Origin of the sequence: Vibrio sp. J2-3(2022) (assembly GCF_021725735.1) — a bacterium.
GTDB classification, from domain to species: Bacteria; Pseudomonadota; Gammaproteobacteria; order Enterobacterales; family Vibrionaceae; genus Vibrio; species Vibrio diabolicus.
The window spans coordinates 1,219,968-1,242,115 of sequence record NZ_JAKKCK010000001.1; the positions used below are offsets into that span (position 1 = coordinate 1,219,968).

The window sequence follows — 22,148 nt, forward strand, 5'->3', positions numbered from 1 at the left end:
AATCTAGTTAATGCACAAAGTAAAAGAGACCAAGCTATGCTTAGTCTCTTTTTATTTTTTGAGCGAAGTACTTTGTTACAGCACTGCTTTCTCTTTATCGCGTAATAGCTTATCCATTTCATCTCTGTTCGCGACAAAGGTTGCCATCTCTTTCTTAGGAACAGAGCTCGCCATTGGGATGTTTGCTCGCATAGCGTTAACTGGACGGCCGTATTCAATCAATTCATAGTGAAGGTGTGGCCCTGTCACTCGACCTGTTTTGCCGGAAAGACCGATACGCTGGCCTCGAGAAACCTTTTGCCCTTTCTTCACCAGAATCTTACTTAGGTGTAAGTAACGGGTTTTGTATTTGCTGCCGTGCTCAACAACCACGTAGTTACCCGCATAAGGGTGTTTACGAGTCATGATCACTGTACCGTCACCAGTAGAAACGACTGGAGTACCGGTTGGTACGGCAAAGTCAGTACCGTTGTGCGGTGCGACACGCCCCGTTACTGGATGTAAACGATTAGGATTGAAACCAGAACTGATACGCCAACGGCTACTTACAGGATAACGCTGGAATGCGCGTTGCAAGCTTTCGCCTTTAGCATTGTAGAATTGACCATCGGTATGAAGGTAAGCCGTGATTTCACGTCCGCGATTGTAGATCTTAATCGCCTCAATTTCGTTCTTGCCCGTTGGTACACCATTGATGCTTTGCGAACGACGAACGACTTCAAATCGATCACCTGCACGAAGATCACGCCCAAAGTTGAGCTGCTCTTTGAGTAAGCTCACAACTTGACTCACTTCTGCCGACGTTAGACCTAATCGACTTGCAGAAGAAGAGAAACTGCCTTGAATAACACCAACCAATGGTTCTTGGCTCCACACGCCAGGAATCGAGATATCGGTAAAGTCATAGCTACCATCACTATTTAGTTGGTAGACCACTTTATCTGCAATAGAAAATTGCAGTTCCATTTTCTCTAACTCGCCTGTCGCATCATCACGCCAAAAGCGGAGCGTATTGCCCGGCTTTAGTGTATCAAGTGCAAGGTAGTTCAAATCCGTTTCCATTACTTTCATTAACGAGCTGTAACCGAAACCGAGCTGGCTAAAAATAGTGCTTAGGTTGTCACCTGCTTGGATTTGATATTCGAAGTTCGGGGGAGTGACAACTTCGGCAGTTGTCGCATCAAGAATTTTTTCAACGACCTGAGATTCAGGCAGGTTCAATGCGATGGTTTTGGTTAAAGATGACTCTTTGAGAGAGTGAGAAACACCAATCGCAACTAAAACTGGCAAGGAGTATAACAGCAGCGCTCTACGACTTGTCAGATTCGGCAACCGTCTTGTAATTTCATTTGTAGACACGGGAATTACTATCTCCTTTCAAACAAGGCTCATAGCTTATGCATTCCCGTATAAGAAATCACTATGAAATTTCGAGATCTAGCGCAGAAAACACTGAATTTTTACAGAACTCAAAAAAAATTCATCACTGTTGCATATGTAAGTTATTCCCTACACGCTTTAATGTGGATGAATTTAATTGATTTGGCGTATCTGCCATTGCTTGATCGTCACCATGCGCTAAATATGAAAGCGTGATAATGGCATCACTTTCCCATGTAATTTGGGTAAATTTAACGCGGTCACCGACAAAAATACTGTCTAAAAGGACAACTCGGCTCGGCACGGGGTCAAACTTGAACAAGCCAACATAGTTAAACGAACCGCTACCTTGTGTCGTTACAATCATCGGTGCAGCAATCCATGAAACACTCTCAATCTCACGCTGACTAATAAACGCAGTTGGAACGAGTACCTGACCTTTTGTCGCACCTGCATCATAATCGCCTATCAAATAGCCGTTTTCTTTATCCCACTCATCAAGAAAAGTGACCGCTCCCTGCTCTGGTACTTGAATCGTCCATGGGTTGCGTGAAGTAATTCCCAGCGTCTCTTGCACAATAACATTGGTTTCTGCTTCCGATTGAGGGAACTTAGCCATGATCTCTTCATCAGACAAACTAAAGCGATAAACACCCGCGATCACAACCACGACCAATAATACGATCGGAATAAGAAGAATAAGTGGTATCGGCAGGATTCTTTTGTGAGCCATGAAGACTTCCTTGTTTAAAGGTATAAATGAAAAAGCGAGTATAGCATTGTATACCCAAATGATTTCATCCCTTCAAGTGTTTCAAAATTAAACTAAACTGACTGTATCCAAATGATTTTCAAGCCCAGATTTCATAACTGGCCACTGACACTGCTCTCAGTGTTCCAAATTCATTGGTGTATTGGGAAGAATAGGTAATCACGATGACAACAACCATTCATACATGCGAATGCGCCTGCGGTTTAGTTGAGATCCGTTGTAAGGGAGAACCCATCCATACGTCTGTCTGCCATTGTTTTGAATGCCAGAAGCGGACAGGCAGTGTGTTTGGGGTACAGGCTCGCTTTGATAAAGAGCACGTAACCTTAAACGGTGAAGTCACCTGCTATACCCGAATGGGGGATGATGGCAGCGAGGTTCAGTATGAGTTTTGCCCTTCTTGCGGCACGACAATGCGCTTATTGGTCTCTACATTTCCTGAAATCATGATCATTCCCGTCGGTCTTTTTACTGATAAAGAGTTCCACCAACCAACGGTTTCAATCTATGAACAGAGGAAACATGGATGGGTGAGTTTCGAATGTACAATGGAACACATCAGGTAGGGCCCCCCCCCTCTATGTCGTTATCACGGTCAACGCAAAAGCTCTATAAATGAGGTTTTTTTGAGAATGATCAACCGAGTTTTACTGTAAGGGGTTTCGTAACGCGGTGTGAGCGTTATAATCGGCTCCTAACATTTGGTGGGGTTTTATTGTGATTTCCAGACTTCCTCGTTGGGTGGAATATGGCGCGTTTCTACTTGCCCTTCTCGCGGGCTGCGTCAATGCCGTTGGTCTTCTCGGCTTTCAACATCAAGCGATAACACATCTTTCGGGAACCGTAACTCAGCTAGGGAACAGCTTGCTAACAGGTGTGGATAGCTCCATTCACCTGCTCTTCATCGTATTTAGCTTTTTGATCGGTGCTGCCTTTAGCGGCTTTTTTATTGAGAGCAGTGCGTTAAAACTAGGGCGAAGATATGGTGTTGCACTGTGTATAGAAGGGAGCTTGCTCCTACTCAGTTTGGGCTTTTTGGTGCAAGGGGATTTGTACGGCCAATATCTAGCGTCAGCAGCATGTGGATTACAAAACGCAATGATCACTACATTCAGCGGCGCAGTAGTCAGAACCACACATATGACTGGGATCATCACCGATCTGGGGATTATGATTGGAGAAAGCTTAAGAGGTCGTCAATTTGATCGACGTAAAGCAAAGCTATTCCTATTCATTTTCTTCGGATTCTTGCTTGGCGGTGTCGCAGGAGCCGCACTATTCGTGGTGTATGGATTATATACGCTCGTTTTCCCTGCAATATTGGCTTTCGCTACGGCTCTGATCTACTGGAGTTACCTTTACGTGCTTAGTCGCCAACAAAAAGCATAAAATCTCGAACCGATTGAGGCCGAATGCTTCAATCGGTTGTAGCTCAACTCTCTCACCGCTGCACATCATAATAAACGTTTTGTCGTGTTGTAACACAGCTAAAAAACCTTATAAGAGCTAGGGCTAACAGGGCTTCCGGCAAAAAGTTAGTTAGATCAAAGTCACATTTGTTTACCGTTTTATTATTCCAGTCACAATGCGCCCCATAATTCTCTGCGCTGCCCGCGCTCCGTGCTACAATTTTCTAACACAAGCAACATATTCGTATACACTTATACGTTATTTGACCAATTACCCGACAAATCGGCTGAATAACTAGATGTATTTAATGAATAGTATTGCAATGGATGCAGTTTGCGGGTACCCTCCGCAAAACTGTGATTAAATACGGATGTTTAGTGAATATTTATGTCATGGAAATGGCAAGTATTGACTAGTAGTAACACGAGACAACTATGCATAACACCACTAATGCTACTGAAGCTCCTAAGGGCAACTTTTGGATGTTTTTCATCCCTTCCCTAATCGGTCTTCTACTCTTTATGGCTCCGATCTCATACGATGGCGGCCTAACTATCCCTGTTGCGGTTATGGCAAAAGTCATCCCGGCAGTATTAGGCGATACCTTGATCGCTATCGTCACCAGTATCATCGCTTTCATGGCAGTCGCTTCTGTTCTTTGCAAAATTTTCAAGCCTGCAGCGATTTTACGTAATGGATTTTTAAACGGTCTTTTCAATCCATCGCCACTTTGGCTTATTGTTCGCTTAATCGGCGGTGCAGCCGTATTAATGACATTCTTCCAAGTGGGCCCAAAAGCGATTTGGGAAGAAAACACAGGTGGCCTTGTTCTTACCGGTCTTCTACCAACTTTGTTTGCGGTGTTCATTTTTGCGGGCCTACTCCTTCCGCTTCTTCTGAACTTTGGTCTTCTTGAGCTGTTTGGCGCATTACTGAGCAAAATAATGCGCCCGGTATTCAACCTGCCTGGCCGTAGTGCAATTGACTGTATGGCGTCTTGGTTAGGCGACGGCAGTGTTGGTATCTTGCTAACCAGCAAACAGTACGAAAATAAATTCTATACTCAGCGTGAAGCCGCTGTTGTCGGGACAACGTTCTCAGCAGTATCGATCACGTTTAGCTTAGTGGTTATCGCTCAGGTACAGTTAGAGCATCTGTTCCTACCTTTCTACGGCGCAATCTGTTTAGCAGGTATTGTCGCTGCGGTTATCATTCCTCGCTTACCGCCGCTAAGCCTGAAGAAAGATCGCTACATTGATGGCAGCAACCCAGATAAAGATGCTGACGCCGTACCAGAAGGCCACACCACATTCTCATGGGGTATGGATCTAGCACTTAAGCGTGCGGGTCAGGTAACATCTGTTCAGTCGGTATTTAAAGAAGGCGTACATAACGCAATCGACATGGTGTTTGGTGTACTGCCTGTGGTTATGGGTCTGGGTACCGTGGCATTAGTGATTGCAGAGTACACTCCTGTATTTGAAATTCTAGGTCAGCCATTCATTCCATACCTAGAGCTACTGCAAATTCCAGAAGCTGTCGCCGCATCACAGACTATTGTTGTTGGCTTTGCGGATATGTTTATCCCGGCAATTTTAGCGGCATCAATTGATAATGAAATGACACGTTTTGTTATTGCAGCAATGTCAGTAACTCAGCTTATCTACATGTCAGAAGTTGGCGCCCTACTACTAGGCAGCAAAATTCCAGTAAACATTGTAGAACTGTTCGTTATTTTCATTCTGCGTACGCTAATCACATTACCTGTGATTGCTGGTGTTGCTCATCTGATTTTCTAAAATCAAAGCATCAATCAACAAAGGCTCCGCATTGTCGGGGCCTTTTTTATGTCTAAAACTCTATCTACAGCTCTATTCAGATCACTTAATTAGCAAACGCTCATAACTTACAACGAACAGCTCCAATCACGCCCCTTTTACGACAGTTAAGTCGCTCTCATCTCACCAATAACGCCAACCTTAATCACTATGCTTTACGCAATTCTTTTCATTATGACGCTTTCATTAACAGAGCGCACAAATCTGATCAAACTCACGGTTTTTGTCGTAACTTACCGTTTTGTTTAAATTTGGTTAAAAAAGACAACAAATAGACTCATGTTTTTGACAAAGATGTCGATAAAAAAGATAACCAAACACAATAGGTTTCTCTTGATGCCGAATTCACTCGTTTAAAAAGAGGTGAAAGCATAGTGAAGCCAACCGGGAGAATCAGAGGAAAGCTCATGAAATTTAGACATAAGGTTGTCACAGCCTCGTCATTTTTGCTGCTAATTACCGTGTCACTACTGTCGACGCAACAAGTTATGACGATCCGCTCCCAAACGCAGGAGCACATTGACTCGAGTGTGAACGAGATATTGACCAGTGTTGGCAATACCGTGCAATCAGAAATGAATGCTAAAAAGGATCTCGCTCGTTCTATTACTGAAGTTATCGAACTTAATCCAAGTTCACACAACTACGTTCAGAACATTCTTGAGCGACCAACACCAAAAGCCAGCTTTCTTGCGATTGGCTTTGGTTATGAAAGCAATGGCTTCGTGATTGAAAATGACGACGGCTGGGAAGCAGGACCAGACTACGATCCGCGTCAACGTCCTTGGTTCATCGCAGCTAAAAACAAAGGCGATTTGGTCGTAACAGACCCATACGTCGATGCGTCTTCAAAAAACGTCATCATCTCTGTTGGTACACCAGTAAAAGAAAACGGCCAGTTCTTAGCTGGTATGTTTTATGACCTCGAGCTCACTACCCTTTCTGACCTCGTCAACCAAGTGAATCTGTTTGACGCTGGTTACTTATTTTTGGTCACCGCTGATGGGACAACCATTGCCCACCCTCAAAGTAAGTACAACGGTGAAAAAGTTGGTAGCTACCTACCACAGGTCGATCTTACACAATCAACGCAACACATTGAGATCGATGGCGATCGTTATATGATTAACTTGACTCACATCCCGGGCGAGAACTGGTACGTAGGTTCAGTTATTGATGAAGCTATCGCCTACTCTGCCGTAGGAGAGCTTCGCAACAGCGCTATTATTTATTCAATCATTGCCGTGATTGCTTCTGTTATTGCACTGACTCTACTCATTCGCACGCTCATGCGTCCGCTGGACACTTTAAACAACGCGATTAAAGATGTTGCGTCAGGGAAAGGCGATCTTACACAGCGCCTTGAAACTGATACTGACCAAGAATTCTCAGAGCTTGCTACAAACTTCAATACGTTCATGGAAAACTTGCAACAGCAAATTATTGAGTCGAAGAGTATTTCTGATCAAATTTTGAATGGCACTCAAATCACCGCTGAGGGTGCAAAAGATTCGGCTGGTGCTATTCAAACTCAGCTACAAGAGCTAGAACAATTAGCCACCGCGATGCACGAAATGTCTGTTACCGCGACTGAAGTTGCCAATAATGCGCAAGGCGCAGCAAGTGCAGCCAAAGAAGCTGATCAAGCAACGGTTGAGGGCTCTTCTGTGGTCGGTGAATCGACACAAACGATCAACATGCTTTCCGATAGCATTGACCTTGCTGTCGAAGAAGTGCAAGTGCTTGAATCTGCGACAGCTAACATCGAAACGATTCTAAAAGTCATCAACGATATTGCGGACCAAACGAACTTACTCGCGTTGAATGCCGCAATTGAGGCTGCACGTGCGGGAGAATCTGGCCGAGGCTTCGCCGTCGTTGCTGATGAAGTTCGTACACTGGCGCAACGAACTCAAGAATCAACAACAGAAATTCGTACTATGATTGAGCAGCTGCAATCTGGCGCATCATCTGTGGCAAATGCTATGCATCAAAGCAAGGGTAGCGCTGTAGAAGCCGTAGAAAAAGCAGACTTGGCAAACAACGCGCTACAACGTATTCGTGATGCGATTCAGCGTATTTCTGATATGAACTTACAAATAGCCTCAGCGGCGGAAGAACAAAGCTTAGTTGCGGAAGAGATCAACAACAATACGGTGAATATTAAAGACCTATCGACTCAAGTCGCCGAATCTGCAAATCGAACTAACGATGCTATGCAGGCACAACAAGAAGATGTACATAAACAAGATCAAATATTAAACCGATTTACAGTCTAGTCTTCACCTAAAAAAACAGCGAGCCAATGCTCGCTGTTTTTGTTTTTAGACCTCTATCGCAGTGGTATCTAGACTTAGAACGCCTGGTTTTTAGTGTTGTTGCCACTCGGCTCAAAACTGTTATCACGCTTGCTATGCTGCCTTTCCCACTCTAGTTGAATTCAACATGGATATAGCGGTCATTGGAGCGACGATAATAACGATCATCCACTTTTAAATAGGTGAAATCTCCAATCTTTATGTAGGTACTATTACGAGGAATTCGGTCGTGGTAGTAGTAACTGCGTCTTGGTCGTCGAGACTCCACATAAATAACGTCACGATGTTTATACTTATGCTTATGTTTATGCTTGTGCTTGCGTTTATGATGATGATGGTGATGCTCATGATGGTGATCATATCGATGACCATGCCTATGTTTCGGGTCAGCCATCACTTCTGTACTAAACACACCTAAAGACAATATAACGCCAACCATGGCAAAAGATAATTGCTTTGACACAACAGAGCCTCTTATTAATATCAATAGCAACATAATAGGTAGGTGAATCACTGCACATGTCAGCCTTTCGCCAAGGAGTTTTACTACAAGGTCAAAGCTTATCGTGATTATCAGAGAAAGGTTAAGCATCACTGATATTGATAACTTTTTAAGTCTTCTGTGTTCGAGTTATAAACACAAAAAAGCCGCCCGTTATACAGCGAGCGGCTCAGTTTTTAAATCAGCTAGCGTGATTTTATACTGCTTGGGCAAACAGCAAGAAACAGCCGAACAGGAAGATCATGCTCATTCCCATTACGCCGCCACCAGCTTCATAAATATTGTCATCTTCTACAGGTACTCGACGCACTTTCATTGTCATTGATAATGGGACAAAGACCGCGAGAAACACAAGAATAATCCCCGCGTAGCTAAGAATAGCCAAGAAGTGTTCTGGCGCAAATACAGCACCTAGTAGTGGTAGCACAAACGTGGTAACAAAAATCACCGGCTTGCTTGCTTTCAGTAGGTCTGCATTTTGATCGTATAGCGCCATTGCCACACCTAAGAACGATGTTAGCAGTGCTAACCCAGTGAACATGGATAGGATAAACTCCAAACCCTCGTATTGCTGACCTAATACCGAGATCAACTCCGTTACGTTGGAGTATTGAACAAGCTCATGAGGTGGTAGGTTACCGACAACTGCTAACAACCATAATAAGTAACAAACAAGCGGAATAGTTGAACCCACGATAATCATATTACGCAGTTGAGTTTTGCTCGCTTCTTTGTTGTAAGTTACAAGCGATGGGATCACGACCATAAAACCGAAACTGGTGAAAAGCACCGAGCTTGTCTTAATTAGCGCCATCTTATCGTCACTCACGACTTCATCAAGTCCCTCAAACGAGACGCTTGGTGCAAGCGCAAAAAGTGTCAGAATCAGCGCCACGATCATGCCTAGGAACAAACCGCGATTAAGCTTATCTACAACCCCTGTACCTGCCGAAACAATGATACCGACTAAAAGAGTAAAACCGACTTGGCTTGCGATCGTAGATGTTGGCAGCCCAATTGAGGCTGTTACTTTTTGTACGAGATCACCCGCACCAATGATATAAGCCATCAATAGACAAACTAACAGGGCGTAAAGCAAGCTGTTGGTTACCAACTGGCCACCTTTACCTAGCGTTTCGCGAGCAATTGCATTCATGCTCACGCCGCCGCCTACTTTGCAACTGGCCTCAAGAAGGAGCAGCGCAGCGTAAGTCGTCCCAGCCCAGATGAATAACATAAGAAGAGTGCCCCAGAGGAGGCCAAATTGAGCAAGCACCATTGGTATAGCAAGCATACCAGCGCCAAGAGCAGTACCTGCAACGATCAGGGAGCTGCCGACAAGTTTTAGGTTCACGGTTAATACCTCTAAATTCAATCCGTTTATTTCTCGCCAGTTGTGCTACATCCAAAGCACACCCAACAAAACGCTCTACTCAACCAAAATTTGGTTACAAGAACCCTATATGGCTAAGAAAACATGCAGCAAAAGGTGGTTAATTCAATTGCACATGAACACTTGAGAGACGTTTTGGGCGATGTCATCGTTGATGAAATGCGCACAACTTTGGGTTCGAAGCAAAATTGTTCATCTTAATTCATCAACCCCATTCGTTGTGAATGGATTTTGTTCGAAAAGATTGTAAGGCATAAGCAGGACGATTGAAAAGCAAAAGGTCAATCTTATAGCGATATATTTTAACAACTCTCCTCATTCACCTAAGATGTGTTGTTATTTTCATCACTAATCAGTCTTTTATCGCCTAATGAGAGTAAGAACGTGCTCAACCGCTCAATTTTGGATGGGTGTACAAATTAATTTACAGTTCAAGTAAAGGTGTTAGATTCCAGGGGCGTAGCCTAGATCGGACAATATCGCTATTATTCGCTGCGTACCGACACGGTTCGGTTCACATACCTCTAAACACTGATTTACGGTTCGAAACTATAGGTAAATGAGTGTCCGAATGCTGGGTGTGGTTCCCCAGCATTTGCATCCTTTCTTTTTGGTGTTATCCAAACTGTCTAAATCTAAGCTAGCTTGCCCATTCTATTAATACGCTTTATCTAACGCTCCGATGATATAAGTTAATGCTGAAACGCCCATATCCGCGACCTGCTTCTCAGTCACACTCATATTTTCATACGCAATCTGCAACTCTACCTCACCTATCGATTCTTTATGAAGATAAAGCTCTTTGTAGTTCATCAACCTCTGTTGAGACTGTCGAGTCAGAGCGACAACATTTTCTTTAGTGACACGATGCTGCTCATTAAGCTCGCTAAATAATTGATCTAAAATGCGTTGCATTTTGCGAATTGAAGATTTTGTCTCGATTGATTTGTATGATTGATACTTTTCCATTGAGTTTATAACTGACTAAAATATGTACATTTTTATTAGATAGCTATTCTTATACTGATTGCAAAACAGGTAAATATGAGATGGTTAAACTGGTCCACTTCTTGCTTTATTTAGGTCAAAACTGTCCTTTCAGGAGAGCACATGCAGGTCGACCCTATTATTGAAGCACTGATTGCGAGAAGAAAAGCGAGTGGCCTCTCCCGTGAACAAATGGCAAACATCGCAGGGATGAGCGTGAAAACGTATCAACGGATAGAGCGTGGAGAATCCGACCTGAAACTTTCCCAATATCGCTCCATACTGCGCTCTCTGCATTTGACCGATCTCGACATCGCATTGGATATAAGAGACGTTCAACACGTAACAGCGGATGATCTAATTGCCGTTGCACGCTTGCTGTCTCCTGAAGCTCAGTCCCTACTTGTTCGCCTGTTATCGCTCGTTATTGAACAGCGGAACACAAAAAGCGGCTCATAACCTTATGACTGATTAAGAGCAATAAAATTCCCGCTCGTCCTATAATATTCTCGAATTATGGCCTTCGTTCCCTTTTTCATTGATTCTTCTTTTCACGCTTTAAATCACAGTCGCGTTGTTTGTTCTACGCCTCCCCAAAACGAATAAAACCCGCAGCTTGGCGGGTTTTAGGGCTGTATAAGAAAATACTTCATTTAATGTGTTTGGGATTTTACTTAGTAAAAATCCTTAAACTCTGGAATCCTCGCCTTACCTCTCAGCAATAAGAAGTTCAAGAATCGGCTCGTCGACGTAGTGAGTATCTTCTCTTCTTCCACACCGTGTTTTTCCAGCAAAGCAATCGCCAAATCTAACTTAGAGATCTCTTCACAGAAGTGCGCATCAGATCCGGTACTGAAGTAAACGCCAATCTCTTTGCCCAGCTCGACAATGCGATCACAACGAGAATCACTGCCCTTACGGCTTTTGCCTGTCAAAGATGTATTGTTAACTTCAACCGCAACATTGTTCTCTTTAGCACAGCGCAGCACCTGTTCCATATCGAATGGGTAATTTGGGTTACCTAAGTGACCGAGAACATCCACCCTGCCGCTTTTAATAGCACTTATCAGAGCGGCAGTATGCTCAGCTTCGGTCGCGGGCTTGAATACGGGTTCATGGAAACTCGCAATCACCCAGTCAAGATGTTGGTCAGAGGAAGGTGGTAAGTCTATCTCCCCTTTCACATTCAGCGTGTTAGCTTCTACACCGCGGAGAATACCTACATCGTGTAAAAAACGGGGCAAAATTCTTTGATTGTTGAAATGCCAGTAGTGAGGGGCTCCTGGCATCTCGGGAGCATGATCGGTGATACAAAGAAGTTTTAGCCCCTTATTCTTGGCAGACAATGCGTTCTCTAAAATGGTGCTGTAGGCATGTCCACTGGCAATAGTATGGGTGTGGCTATCAACGACGATATCCATGGTGACCTCCTAAGTTGTGGACGAATTATCGAATTTCGAACGAACCGTTTTGATTGAGAAACAGCGTGAGATCCGCTGGAATTGAGTGATTTAAAACCTTATCTACATTTACGGCATCTGAGTTCAAATAAAACTCCAATGCAGCTTCTGGATCTGTACCACCACGGATCTTACGATTGACTAAACGCTCTTGCAGAAACTCAGGCTGTGTATCGACGAAGACGGTAAAATCTGCCAAACGATGCAGTTCATTCCACACTGGTTCATTAAGCAGTAACCAATTCCCCTCAACGACAACCACATTCCGATTTACCAAAATGGCGTCGTCGACTGGATCATGCAAATTGCGGTCGTAGTATGGCCATTTTGTATCTTTCATTTTGAGCTGTTTGAGCTTGTCGATAAGCTCCGTCAGATTAAATGTTTGATAGGACCCCTTAATACTGCGCAGAGGCACGAGCTCGCCATCTCGTTCAATCGTATTGTTGTCGAGGATCTCATTTGGATAGTGGAAACCATCAAACGGCAGCACTTGTAAAGGCTCTTGGCTTTCATCATGTTCAGAGAGATGTTCCCAGAACGCAGCAAGGGTTGACTTACCGCTACCCGGAGGGGCACACAAGAACACCACAATGCGTTCCTGCTTCTCATGATAAAGACGGGTAAATTTTTCGATAAGAGGTTGATGGATTCGCTTTACGTCGGCATCAGGAAAGGTAGCTTCGGTTTCAAAACCACTGACGTTTAAATTCACTTTCATGGTGAACCCTTATTGATTGATCTCCCCTTCGATTCTTTCTATCAACATTTCACATGACAGCTTCAACACTGTTTTGATGAGAGATTCGTATCTCATTTGCGAAAAGGACTCAAACGAAGAGAACTTAAGCTGATTGATCGACTCAAGATAAAAGCTGTCTTGCTGAGAAGAGAGTACCGCTTGGTTTTTGATGAAGTCGTAAATCACGTCATCCGCAAATTCGACTTTCTCCGGTTGGCTAATCGCGTACTCCAAGACCTGATCGTACAATCCGATATCGGCGTAAGTTTCCAAAGAGATTTTGCCCATCGCAAACATCAGCTTCGATACCACATCGGTCGTCACCAACGGACCATCTTCTTTCAATAGAGGATCCACAGCATACTCCTTCACTAGATCGTCTTGGACGAACACGCTCGGAAGTAATGCTTTTAACTTGAGGTTAATTATTTTGTTAGAAACCCGAAGAAACGCAGTGGCATTTTCGCACTCGTCCAGTTTCTCCAGTAATTCATCTTCACGTGACAACGTATTATGACCTCTCCATTATGTGGCAGCGCAAAGGCTACCACACAAATTCGTTGCAACTAAACCGTTAAGCTCACGTCATAAAACTCAAGTAACGCTTTTTCTGCATGCGCGTTCCACACATAGTTGTTCGCGCACAAAATCGCATCGAGTTCCGCAAAGAACGGGTCTTGATCTGCCAGCGATAAAAAGTCATCAATCGCCGTCAATTGCAGGTCAATATGTGGGTAAATCAACTTCTTACCGCCCGGAATATCCAACTGATTCAGAATCGTATGGGGTGCAGCTTGTAAGCCACCAACATGGGTTATCATGAAAGATGGGTTGATCTTGCCTTGTGAGGAAAGCTCAATAGATTCCACCATGTCATCCTTTGAACCACCGGACGTCCCTACAATATGGGTTGATTCGTAATGCACGTTGTAGAAGTTAAACGGCACTTTGAAGTTCTTATCCGTTGGGCCAGCAAAGAAGTTGAGGCAGCCATCATTGCCAAGTAGCTCATCGGCTTGTTCTAGCACTTGAGCAACCGCCGCGTAGACCATTACATCGTCGTAGCCTTTGCCATCGTTGAGTGCTTTGAGATACGCGACCGGATCGTCGATTTGAGCGGTATTCACGTAGTGCAGTTCTACGCCCTGCTCTTTGGCTTTTGCAACGGGAATGAGGCTTTCAGCTCGGTCTAAACGCGCGGCGTCGATGTCCGTCACCACGATCAGTTTTGGCTTTACAGGGCCGTTGATCGCATAGTCAATCGCACCAATGCCCATTGGGCCAGCACACGCCAAAAGCGCTAACGCACCACCTTCTTTAATGCCCATATCGTGCTCGTACACGTATTGCGTAGTGTGGTAGCTCGCATGGTACGCACCGATAATGCAAGACATTGGCTCAGCCAGCGACGCATCAGCAAAGTAATCGCCGTGGTAAGGCAGCACGCAGCCTAGGTCGATAGCGATTTTAGGAATAATGGAATACGTCGCGTTGCCGCCAAATGTCTCATAGCTGTAGCCCGCCGAGTAGCCTGTTGGCAAGCCCATGGCAGGTTGCAGAACAAAGTAATCGCCAGCTTTGAATCGGTCTTTTAGATTCTCACCGACTTCAACAATCACACCTGCGTATTCATGACCTGTCATCACTGGCACTTCGTCAATGTTTTCAGGAACGCGTTTGTGTTTGCTACCTAGCAATGCTGCTTTGTAAGTGGATAGACAAATGCTGTTTGAAATGTTTTTAACCAGAAGTTCGTCGGCTGAAATGTTTGGTAAATCAAAGGTTCTTAATTGAACGTTTTTCTCACCACAGATAACCGCTGCCGTTGTTTGTACCATGATTTCTCTCCTAATTGGGGCGATACCTGCCGCCCCAAACTGCATTGTTAGGCTGGTTGCTCAGTCGCGACCGTTTGTTGCTTAATCTTATCCATCAGCTCGTCAAGCGCTGGGTCGTTGAGGAAGTTCTTGATCGTTACGACTGGTAAACCTGTCGCGTTGACTGCGCGGCTTTCTAAGCTCTCATGTGTCACGACGATATCGGCTTCACTCGGGACTTTCTCGATGGCAAAGTTCTTCACTTCAATCTCTATCCCAGCTTGTACTAGCTTGCGTTTGAAGGTCGAAGCGCCCATTGCACTAGAGCCCATACCTGCATCACAAGCGAATGCGACGAATGAAATTGGTTTGCTTAGTTCTTGCTTCGTCGCAGCTGCAACTGGCTTAACTGCGCCTTCCGCTTTCATCTCTTTCATGTCAGAAACTGACTTCTCAAACTCGCTTTCTTTTTCTTCTGATTTGCTCACTTTCAGAATCGCACTTGCTACCAAGAAAGAGACAATCGTTGCACTTGTCACACCTGCGATGGTCGCGATGAAGCTACCTTTCGGAGTAAGAGCAAGGTAAGAGAAGATAGAGCCTGGACTTGGACCCGCGACCAAGCCTGCATCGAATAGGTTGAAGGTTGCGATGCCTGTCGCCGCACCAGCAATCATTGCCACAATCATGATTGGTTTCATGAGTACGTATGGGAAGTACAGCTCATGAATACCACCAAAGAAGTGAATGATGATGGCGCTTGGCGCAGAGCGTTTAGACAAACCCTGGCCAAACTTCGCGTAGGCCAGCAGCATACCAAGACCAGGGCCTGGGTTAGACGCCACCATAAAGAAGATGGACTTGCCCGTCTCTGCGGCCGCTTGCAGGCCTAGTGGGTAATAGATACCTTGGTCAATGGCGTTGTTCAAGAACAACACTTTTGCTGGTTCGTTAATGATCGCTAACAGAGGCAGGAAACCCGTCGCAACTAAGGCTTCGATGCCTGATTTCACAAACAAGTTTGCTGCGGTGACTGAAGGGCCAACAATCTCGTAGGCGAACAAACACAACAACATACCGACGATACCCAACGAGAAGTTGTTGACCACCATCTCAAAACCAGAAGGAATGCGGTGTTGAATACGTTTATCCACTTGCACCACAACCCAAGCACTCAGTGGGCCCATGATCATTGCGCCAACAAACATCGGTATGTCAGCCCCGACAATCACGCCCATCGTACCGATAGCCCCCGCTACCGCGCCGCGTTTTTCACCAACAATCTGACCACCGGTGTAACCAATCAAAAGTGGCAGCAAGTAAGTGATCATTGGCCCCACGAGTTCGCCAAAGGCTTCGTTTGGCATCCAACCCGTGGGAATAAAGAGTGCAGTAATAAAGCCCCAAGCGATAAAGGCTCCGATATTTGGCAGCACCATGGCGGTCAAATGACCTCCGAAGGCTTGCACATTAGCTCGCATGTTTGCTTTCACGTTATGTTCCTTTTAGTATGCTTTTATTATGTCTAGCACTTGTTCTTTGGAAGAGGCTTGTGCCAGTTTTGCAATGTTCTCTTCATCCACAAACATCTCGCTCAACGCTTGAATCACCTCAATGTGGGTATCAGAGTCTTTCGCAGCTAAGGTAATAAGAATATTGGCCGGACCGAGATCCGATCCAAAATCAACAGGTGACGGGAAAATATGGATGCCTAAGCCTGTTTTTAAAACACCAGTTTCAGGTCGGGCATGAGGCATTGCCAATCCAGGGCATAACACATAGTAAGGACCGTTTTCTTCCGTTGAACGGATGATTGCATCAGCATAATGCTGGGAGACGTAACCTTTATTTTCTAGGTATTGAGTGGTCTTTTTAACCGCATCTTGCCATTGGTAAGCGCGATCATTAATTACATCTACTAGTTCGTGGTCGATTAACTCGTACAACATATTTAACCCTATCAACAGTTCGTCATCTGATGGGTTAATTATCAATAACAGAGTCTCAACCGCGCAACCGAGCTACTTTTGCGCTTCGAGTCACACTTTAAAGCCTGTCAATTTGTTTAAATGGACAGAGCTCAAAAATCCTACACGTAAAAAATCTACAAATTTTATTTGAGCAACAAGTCAATAGACGAATTTTGAATACAATCACCTTCTCGAAAATATTCTTAAAGTTACATTATTTAAATCAGATCACATTAGACCTATTGACTCGATATAATTCGTGATTAATTTCAAAGTTCATTTCGGACCGTTTCTTGATCACTCGCGCTCAAACGTAGATAAGCATCACACTTGTTGGCTAGAAAAAATAAAAACGTCACTGGCTTTCACCAAATTGCAGACACAAAAAACCGCCATTCAGGCGGTTTTGATCAGTCTGCAGACCAAACGGATCGTATGTCTGGCCATCCCCAGTTTGTGAGTGCGACATCTTCCAAGACCCCTTGAAAACGTAGCGTCTGAGTATGGTGAAACATCGGTGCAATCCAATATTCGCTAATCAATGTGGACGCAATCGGCTCTAACGCGCTCAGGTAATCTTCAAGCGGTGAGAATGCGCGGACATTTTCCATTTGAGCATCCAACCACGCCGAATTTTGCGCCCCTAAGGTGTGGTAAAGCACGGCATTGCTAAAGAAGTTGCTAAACGCAGACGCATGACGGTTATCGTCCAAGTTAATATTGGTGACAACCAGAGTCTCATCAAGCGTACCGTTTTTGGCTTTCTCGCTCAGTTCACGGTAGGAGTACATAACGATCTCGACTCGGCTGCCCGCATGTTTTAGACGCGAAGAAATCGCTCGTGCACACCGGCGTAGTGCCGTGTAATTGTACCCTGCGATGGTGATCAGCTTTGGCAACTTGACCGCTTCTCCAAATGGACGCAACACCGGTTTCCAGTTAGGCAATAAGTTATAAGCAGGTATGCTCCCAAAGATAATGTTTTCATTACGCATCACTTCAGCTAGCTGTTCAGGTTGAATCAATTCACTGATGTATCGGCGCTGGGCCTGAGACAAAGCGTGCTTTGCATAATGGTTAAACAGTGCGAACAAACAACCGTCTTCCGTTCGACTGCGTTTACTCGCGGGTGATACTTCACTGTTTGGCGTCGACATATAGTGGCTGCACATGTCATCAGCAGAATCAGGTTCTGGTTGCAATGTGTTTGCGGCAAGCGATGGATTTTCCATCTGTTCATCGTTGACGATCCATATCGTCACAAAATCCGTTAATACTCGACACGCGTAATAGCCATCAAACGCTTGCAGTTTCAAACGGTTTTCACTGTGCTCAACGACGGAAAATGGACCACTCCCCACCACCAACTTGTTGTTCGCAACGTTCACCTGACTCACGGGCTGAATACCATATTTCACGCCAGAAATAAGTCCAGCAAAACCCAAGTCAGGTCGGTTAAGCTTAAAAACAACCTTCAATGGATTAAGTGCCGTAATGTTGGCAACATGCGCCAGCTCTTTTTCGTAGTATTCCAAAGAGCTTAATTTGGCGAACAAACTGACAACCGTTTCAGCATCAATTGGGTTGCCATTATGAAAAGTCAGACCCGGACGAAGATAAAATATCCATTCGTACAAGCTGTCATCATAACGCCAATGATGAGCCAACTCTGGCTGCACCTGTCCGTTGTAATCGCTTGAAACCAAACAACAATAAATTTGGCGAAGCAAAAAACGTTCACTACTTCGCTGCAGTTGATGCGGAACCACACGCTCGAACATACGTTTGTAGGTCAGTTGAATGTTGAGCTGACCTTCTTGAACCGATGCGCCTGACGTTGTTTTGAGGAGTCGCCCAAATGCAGCTTCATCTTCATCCAGAATCGACAGCGCTTTCTCGTACTTACCAAGCTTGATTCGCTCTAGTGCAAGGCTTTCTTTTAGCGCGCTGAGTTCAACGTTTAACAACAATGTTGAACGCTGGTTCCGTCCCGGTTTTGGTCGCCAACTTAACCACGCTATCTCTTGCATCTGCGCCAGCAAACTGCGCGCATGACGAGGCGAAGTAAACAACAAATCGGCGATTTCTTGCAGCGTGGTTTTTGCTTCATTACCAACACCAAAAGAGAGCAAGCGTTGGTAATAACGAAATAAGTTGAGATCAGACACCGCACGCACCTTAACTCTAGGAGGCCATTCAATAGGCGTATTTTACTGAACTTGGCGGCAATAAAATAAGAAAACTTCCAAACACTTTGTTCCCCTTTTACTAACATTTCGTGCCTATATTGTAGGAAAACCCCACCAATTCGGTTTTATCAGGAATAAAGCGAAGAAATCTACTCTCTTTTTCGCCTCCCCTTTTTTCACCATACTGATTTAGCGAGCAGGAAATATAGAGAATTGCTCATGACCTAACCCCCAAGCAGAACTTAGCTCCTGATACCACACCCCCAATTCGTCGTATCTTTAAGTTCTGCTTTTTTACTGCCAACAGTTGCGCCTTAGAAAAAGCACACGTACACTTAATCGCAATTCGACGATTAACTATAAAGGTTTGCTCATGAGCAACAAATGCAGCGAAACGTGCCAAATTGCTTTTGAAGCCACGCAAAAACAACTCGATAAAGAGCAAGCACTCGCCGCTCAAGCGAAAGCGCTGTCTCATCCTGCTCGCTTACGCATTCTGCATATTCTTCACACTTTAGACACTATGGGCGGCTGCTTAAATAGCGATTTAGTCTCTGAGTTAGGTTTAGCGCAATCGACCGTATCAGAACACTTACGTATTCTAAAACAGGCCGGGTTTATCATTGCAGAACCTAACCCGCCAAAGGTTTGTTACCGCATTCAACGTGAAAAACTGAACGCGTTTAACGCTCAATTTTCCGGTTTATTTAGCTAAGACACATTGCGCGCTTTCCATGCGCGCAAAGATAAACTATAACCTTATATATCGCCTTTCGACGATAAACGAATAGAGATCACTATGACGACTGAAGTTTTAAATAGTGCCAGCGAAAAAATGAGCTTTCTTGACCGCTACTTAACGGTTTGGATCTTTGTCGCAATGGCCATCGGCGTGGGGATAGGCGCAGCCTACCCGCAAGTAGCAGAATGGAACGAAGCAATGTCCGTTGGTAGTACGAACGTACCACTCGCCATTGGTTTGATTTTGATGATGTACCCACCACTCGCCAAGGTGAACTACGGTCTATTAGGAACGGTAACGAGAGATAAAAAAGCCATCACGCTGTCTCTGGTTATGAACTGGATCATCGGCCCAATCCTCATGTTCGTTCTTGCTTTAACCTTTCTTGGTGAGCATCCAGGTTACATGGTCGGTATTATTTTGATTGGCCTTGCACGCTGCATCGCTATGGTTTTAGTGTGGAATGATATTGGCGGCGGCAACAAAGAATATGGCGCGGCCTTGGTGGCATTAAATAGCGCATTTCAAATTCTGACTTACAGCGTTATGGCTTGGCTATTCATCACCGTACTTCCACCGTTCTTTGGCTATGAAGGTTTTGTGGTTGATATTTCCATGGGAGACATTGCGGAAAGCGTATTGATTTACTTAGGTATTCCGTTCCTCGCTGGTTTTCTCAGTCGTAAATGGTTAGTCGCTGCAAAGGGTGAGAAGTGGTACAACGATGTGTTTATTCCTCGAATTTCACCCATTACTTTGATCGCTTTGCTCGCCACCATCGTGCTGATGTTCAGCCTCAAAGGAGAGATGATTTTACAGCTACCAATGGATGTGTTCCGCGTGGCAGTCCCACTAGCGATCTACTTCGTATTGATGTTTTTTACCAGCTTCTTTATCGGGAAGAGAATGGGCATCCCCTACGATAAAAATGCCTCCATCGCTTTTACGGCGACGGGCAACAACTTCGAGCTGGCGATCGCGGTTTCCATTGCTGTATTTGGCCTGAACTCCGATCAAGCATTCGCTGGCGTGATTGGTCCGCTAATCGAGGTTCCTGTTCTGATTGCTTTGGTTAACGTCGCACTGAGGATGAAAACCAAATACCAGAGCTAAAATTGGAAACATAAAAGATCGAGCCAAACAGCAATATTAAGTACTAACTGACGACAGTTTTTATGTACTCGCTGGGCGTTAAACCAAACTTCCCTTTAAATCGTTGGCTAAAACGCCCTTCCGATTGATAGCCACACAACTGCGCGAGTAACGCAACGTTGTATGAACCATTTTGCATCAGGTAGAGTGCGTGATTTAAGCGCACTTCTGCCAGCACTTCGCGATACTGAGTGCCCTCTTGTTTGAGTTTGCGTATCAACGTTGCTCGGCTCATAGCAAAGCGCTCAGCAACAAATTCCAAAGGATGGTCATCGCCCGGAGAGCGTGACAGATAGCGGCTGAGTTTCTGACTGAACGAGGTATTGGAACTCGAGAAAAGCCGATGCAATAGTCCTCGCTCTGCTAACTGCTGATACAACCCCATCATCCAATAACGTTGCGTCGCTTCACTTAAACTTTCCCGTTCAAAAGAAAACAAGGCATTTAATGTCGCTTGCAGTGCTTTGTCTGTCTCCACCGCTGGGACGTAATTTCCCAATGCATTACTCATACTCAGCTCTAACATTTCATCGCTAGGTACGCAGTGAAAACTGAACATTCGTGAAAGAAAACGCCCTTGTTGAGGAAGGTTTTCAAAATTCAGCGAAGCGTTTGCTTCACAAAGCATGATGTTAGGGTGAAGAATATCAAACGCTTCGTCTTTCCAAAACAGACGCTTACTCCCTTTAATGATCTGGATAATACTCGGGGAGTGAATCCTGACGTTACGTAGCTTTTGCTGCTGCTCCGCACGAAACAGCGTCACTTGATATTGATGCCCCATCTTCTCCCCTTTCGTATTCAATTATCGCGTGTAAGTCGCGGTTAACTTCGCTTTGTCCAATGCAACACTATTCAACGTAAATCCTACAACCGCCGCTGGCGTGTTCTCATCCAAGTTCAACTTATCACTCGGCAGCGCCCAAACGGTAAACTGGTAGCGGTGCATACCATCTTTTTCTGGCGGACATGCGCCGCCAAAACCAGTAGTACCGTAATCGATACGAGACTCCTTACCGCCGAGCTTACTGATATCAACGCCACGAGGCAGCTCGTTAACTGAGGCTGGAATATCAAACGCTATCCAATGCCAAAAACCACTGCCTGTTGGTGCATCAGGATCGTACGCGGTAATCGCAAAACTTTTTGTACCCTTTGGAACGTCTTTCCACATCAGTTGTGGAGACTGGTTCGCACCATCACATCCCCAACCTGAATATTCAAATGTCTTCGCCATTGGATGACCTTCTTGAATATCTTTGCTCGTTAGTTCAAAAGCATGGGCAGAGCCGATAACCAAAACGCTAAGGGCCAAAACAGACTTGTGAATCGCTTTCATGTGTTTATTCCTTTCAATGAGTTCAATTCAAGTCTATTCATCAACCCAAGCCAAGATACATCAATAAGTATCACAAAATATAAAACCATCGTCTATTTTGATACTTTAAGATTCAAACATAAATTTCTTATTCTCTG

21 protein-coding genes are annotated in these 22,148 nt (G+C 44.7%); 7 read left to right on the forward strand and 14 right to left on the reverse strand.

Features of this window, described 5'->3' with window-relative positions; genetic code table 11:
* Positions 1-75 precede the first annotated feature (75 nt).
* Together L3V27_RS05285 and L3V27_RS05290 are read right to left on the reverse strand one after the other, a co-directional pair.
* On the reverse strand, positions 76-1,359 hold the full coding sequence (locus tag L3V27_RS05285) for a peptidoglycan DD-metalloendopeptidase family protein (RefSeq protein WP_031780190.1): 1,284 nt from the start codon (positions 1,357-1,359) through the stop codon (positions 76-78).
* A 124-nt stretch (positions 1,360-1,483) separates the two neighbouring features.
* On the reverse strand, positions 1,484-2,113 hold the full coding sequence (locus L3V27_RS05290; protein ID WP_167427647.1) for a hypothetical protein: 630 nt from the start codon (positions 2,111-2,113) through the stop codon (positions 1,484-1,486).
* Between the two features lie 203 nt (positions 2,114-2,316).
* Here L3V27_RS05290 and L3V27_RS05295 point away from each other — a divergent pair, with 203 nt between their 5' ends.
* From L3V27_RS05295 to L3V27_RS05310, 4 genes are all read left to right on the forward strand, one after another.
* Positions 2,317-2,718, forward strand: coding sequence for a GFA family protein (locus L3V27_RS05295; RefSeq protein ID WP_237311214.1), 402 nt, complete (start codon positions 2,317-2,319; stop codon positions 2,716-2,718).
* Between the two features lie 151 nt (positions 2,719-2,869).
* Positions 2,870-3,541 carry a YoaK family protein gene (locus L3V27_RS05300; protein ID WP_005391213.1) on the forward strand — a complete coding sequence of 224 codons (672 nt, stop codon included), beginning with the start codon at positions 2,870-2,872 and terminating at the stop codon, positions 3,539-3,541.
* A gap of 455 nt (positions 3,542-3,996) precedes the next feature.
* Positions 3,997-5,361 (forward strand): YjiH family protein, encoded by a 1,365-nt coding sequence (locus L3V27_RS05305; RefSeq protein ID WP_031780191.1) that lies wholly within the window; start codon positions 3,997-3,999, stop codon positions 5,359-5,361.
* 446 nt (positions 5,362-5,807) lie between these two features.
* Positions 5,808-7,679 (forward strand): methyl-accepting chemotaxis protein, encoded by a 1,872-nt coding sequence (locus tag L3V27_RS05310; RefSeq protein ID WP_046873719.1) that lies wholly within the window; start codon positions 5,808-5,810, stop codon positions 7,677-7,679.
* 151 nt (positions 7,680-7,830) lie between these two features.
* Here L3V27_RS05310 and L3V27_RS05315 read toward each other — a convergent pair whose 3' ends face one another.
* The 3 genes from L3V27_RS05315 to L3V27_RS05325 form a co-directional block, all read right to left on the reverse strand.
* Positions 7,831-8,181: a hypothetical protein gene (locus L3V27_RS05315; protein WP_237311215.1), complete on the reverse strand. Its 351-nt coding sequence runs from the start codon at positions 8,179-8,181 to the stop codon at positions 7,831-7,833.
* 235 nt (positions 8,182-8,416) lie between these two features.
* Positions 8,417-9,574 (reverse strand): aromatic amino acid transport family protein, encoded by a 1,158-nt coding sequence (locus L3V27_RS05320; RefSeq protein ID WP_005391218.1) that lies wholly within the window; start codon positions 9,572-9,574, stop codon positions 8,417-8,419.
* 696 nt (positions 9,575-10,270) lie between these two features.
* Positions 10,271-10,582 (reverse strand): hypothetical protein, encoded by a 312-nt coding sequence (locus L3V27_RS05325; RefSeq protein ID WP_006742087.1) that lies wholly within the window; start codon positions 10,580-10,582, stop codon positions 10,271-10,273.
* A gap of 141 nt (positions 10,583-10,723) precedes the next feature.
* On the opposite strand from L3V27_RS05325, the gene L3V27_RS05330 reads away from it, so the two are divergent.
* Positions 10,724-11,059, forward strand: a complete 336-nt coding sequence (locus tag L3V27_RS05330; RefSeq protein ID WP_104972794.1) for a helix-turn-helix transcriptional regulator — start codon at positions 10,724-10,726, stop codon at positions 11,057-11,059.
* 215 nt (positions 11,060-11,274) lie between these two features.
* Here the strand turns inward: L3V27_RS05330 and L3V27_RS05335 are convergent, their stop codons facing one another.
* The 7 genes from L3V27_RS05335 to L3V27_RS05365 all read right to left on the reverse strand — a co-directional run bounded on the left by L3V27_RS05335 (position 11,275) and on the right by L3V27_RS05365 (position 18,757).
* Positions 11,275-12,021, reverse strand: a complete 747-nt coding sequence (locus L3V27_RS05335; protein WP_104972795.1) for a phosphatase — start codon at positions 12,019-12,021, stop codon at positions 11,275-11,277.
* 25 nt (positions 12,022-12,046) lie between these two features.
* The gene (locus tag L3V27_RS05340; protein ID WP_145472104.1) at positions 12,047-12,781 is read right to left on the reverse strand and encodes a nucleoside/nucleotide kinase family protein; all 735 of its coding nucleotides are present in this window, start codon (positions 12,779-12,781) and stop codon (positions 12,047-12,049) included.
* A 9-nt stretch (positions 12,782-12,790) separates the two neighbouring features.
* The gene (locus L3V27_RS05345; protein ID WP_237311216.1) at positions 12,791-13,309 is read right to left on the reverse strand and encodes an MltR family transcriptional regulator; all 519 of its coding nucleotides are present in this window, start codon (positions 13,307-13,309) and stop codon (positions 12,791-12,793) included.
* Between the two features lie 59 nt (positions 13,310-13,368).
* A complete protein-coding gene (locus L3V27_RS05350) occupies positions 13,369-14,640 on the reverse strand; it encodes a zinc-binding dehydrogenase (protein ID WP_237311217.1) in 1,272 nt (423 codons plus the stop codon).
* A gap of 47 nt (positions 14,641-14,687) precedes the next feature.
* Positions 14,688-16,112: a PTS mannitol transporter subunit IICB gene (locus L3V27_RS05355; RefSeq protein ID WP_346346958.1), complete on the reverse strand. Its 1,425-nt coding sequence runs from the start codon at positions 16,110-16,112 to the stop codon at positions 14,688-14,690.
* A 12-nt stretch (positions 16,113-16,124) separates the two neighbouring features.
* On the reverse strand, positions 16,125-16,568 hold the full coding sequence (locus tag L3V27_RS05360; RefSeq protein WP_005391226.1) for a PTS sugar transporter subunit IIA: 444 nt from the start codon (positions 16,566-16,568) through the stop codon (positions 16,125-16,127).
* 431 nt (positions 16,569-16,999) lie between these two features.
* Positions 17,000-18,757, reverse strand: coding sequence for an SgrR family transcriptional regulator (locus tag L3V27_RS05365; RefSeq protein WP_237311218.1), 1,758 nt, complete (start codon positions 18,755-18,757; stop codon positions 17,000-17,002).
* Positions 18,758-19,151: 394 nt separating this feature from the next.
* On the opposite strand from L3V27_RS05365, the gene L3V27_RS05370 reads away from it, so the two are divergent.
* Both L3V27_RS05370 and arsB read left to right on the forward strand, forming a co-directional pair.
* Positions 19,152-19,493: a winged helix-turn-helix domain-containing protein gene (locus L3V27_RS05370; RefSeq protein WP_237311219.1), complete on the forward strand. Its 342-nt coding sequence runs from the start codon at positions 19,152-19,154 to the stop codon at positions 19,491-19,493.
* A gap of 84 nt (positions 19,494-19,577) precedes the next feature.
* On the forward strand, positions 19,578-20,633 hold the full coding sequence (gene arsB, locus L3V27_RS05375; RefSeq protein WP_237311220.1) for an ACR3 family arsenite efflux transporter: 1,056 nt from the start codon (positions 19,578-19,580) through the stop codon (positions 20,631-20,633).
* Between the two features lie 43 nt (positions 20,634-20,676).
* Here arsB and L3V27_RS05380 read toward each other — a convergent pair whose 3' ends face one another.
* Complete coding sequence (locus tag L3V27_RS05380; RefSeq protein ID WP_046873725.1) at positions 20,677-21,456, reverse strand: AraC family transcriptional regulator; 780 nt, start codon at positions 21,454-21,456, stop codon at positions 20,677-20,679.
* 21 nt (positions 21,457-21,477) lie between these two features.
* Positions 21,478-22,011 carry a YbhB/YbcL family Raf kinase inhibitor-like protein gene (locus L3V27_RS05385; RefSeq protein ID WP_005482606.1) on the reverse strand — a complete coding sequence of 178 codons (534 nt, stop codon included), beginning with the start codon at positions 22,009-22,011 and terminating at the stop codon, positions 21,478-21,480.
* Positions 22,012-22,148 lie beyond the last annotated feature (137 nt).

Bases quoted from the DNA above. Each gene is read 5' to 3' on its own strand.
- L3V27_RS05380 (WP_046873725.1), bottom strand. From the start codon at position 21,456: ATGGGGCATCAATATCAAGTGACGCTGTTTCGTGCGGAGCAGCAGCAA.
- L3V27_RS05310 (WP_046873719.1), top strand. From the start codon at position 5,808: ATGAAATTTAGACATAAGGTTGTCACAGCCTCGTCATTTTTGCTGCTA.
- L3V27_RS05295 (WP_237311214.1), top strand. From the start codon at position 2,317: ATGACAACAACCATTCATACATGCGAATGCGCCTGCGGTTTAGTTGAG.
- L3V27_RS05350 (WP_237311217.1), bottom strand. From the start codon at position 14,640: ATGGTACAAACAACGGCAGCGGTTATCTGTGGTGAGAAAAACGTTCAA.
- arsB (WP_237311220.1), top strand. From the start codon at position 19,578: ATGACGACTGAAGTTTTAAATAGTGCCAGCGAAAAAATGAGCTTTCTT.
- L3V27_RS05360 (WP_005391226.1), bottom strand. From the start codon at position 16,568: ATGTTGTACGAGTTAATCGACCACGAACTAGTAGATGTAATTAATGAT.
- L3V27_RS05290 (WP_167427647.1), bottom strand. From the start codon at position 2,113: ATGGCTCACAAAAGAATCCTGCCGATACCACTTATTCTTCTTATTCCG.
- L3V27_RS05325 (WP_006742087.1), bottom strand. From the start codon at position 10,582: ATGGAAAAGTATCAATCATACAAATCAATCGAGACAAAATCTTCAATT.
- L3V27_RS05335 (WP_104972795.1), bottom strand. From the start codon at position 12,021: ATGGATATCGTCGTTGATAGCCACACCCATACTATTGCCAGTGGACAT.
- L3V27_RS05340 (WP_145472104.1), bottom strand. From the start codon at position 12,781: ATGAAAGTGAATTTAAACGTCAGTGGTTTTGAAACCGAAGCTACCTTT.
- L3V27_RS05385 (WP_005482606.1), bottom strand. From the start codon at position 22,011: ATGAAAGCGATTCACAAGTCTGTTTTGGCCCTTAGCGTTTTGGTTATC.
- L3V27_RS05370 (WP_237311219.1), top strand. From the start codon at position 19,152: ATGAGCAACAAATGCAGCGAAACGTGCCAAATTGCTTTTGAAGCCACG.
- L3V27_RS05305 (WP_031780191.1), top strand. From the start codon at position 3,997: ATGCATAACACCACTAATGCTACTGAAGCTCCTAAGGGCAACTTTTGG.
- L3V27_RS05330 (WP_104972794.1), top strand. From the start codon at position 10,724: ATGCAGGTCGACCCTATTATTGAAGCACTGATTGCGAGAAGAAAAGCG.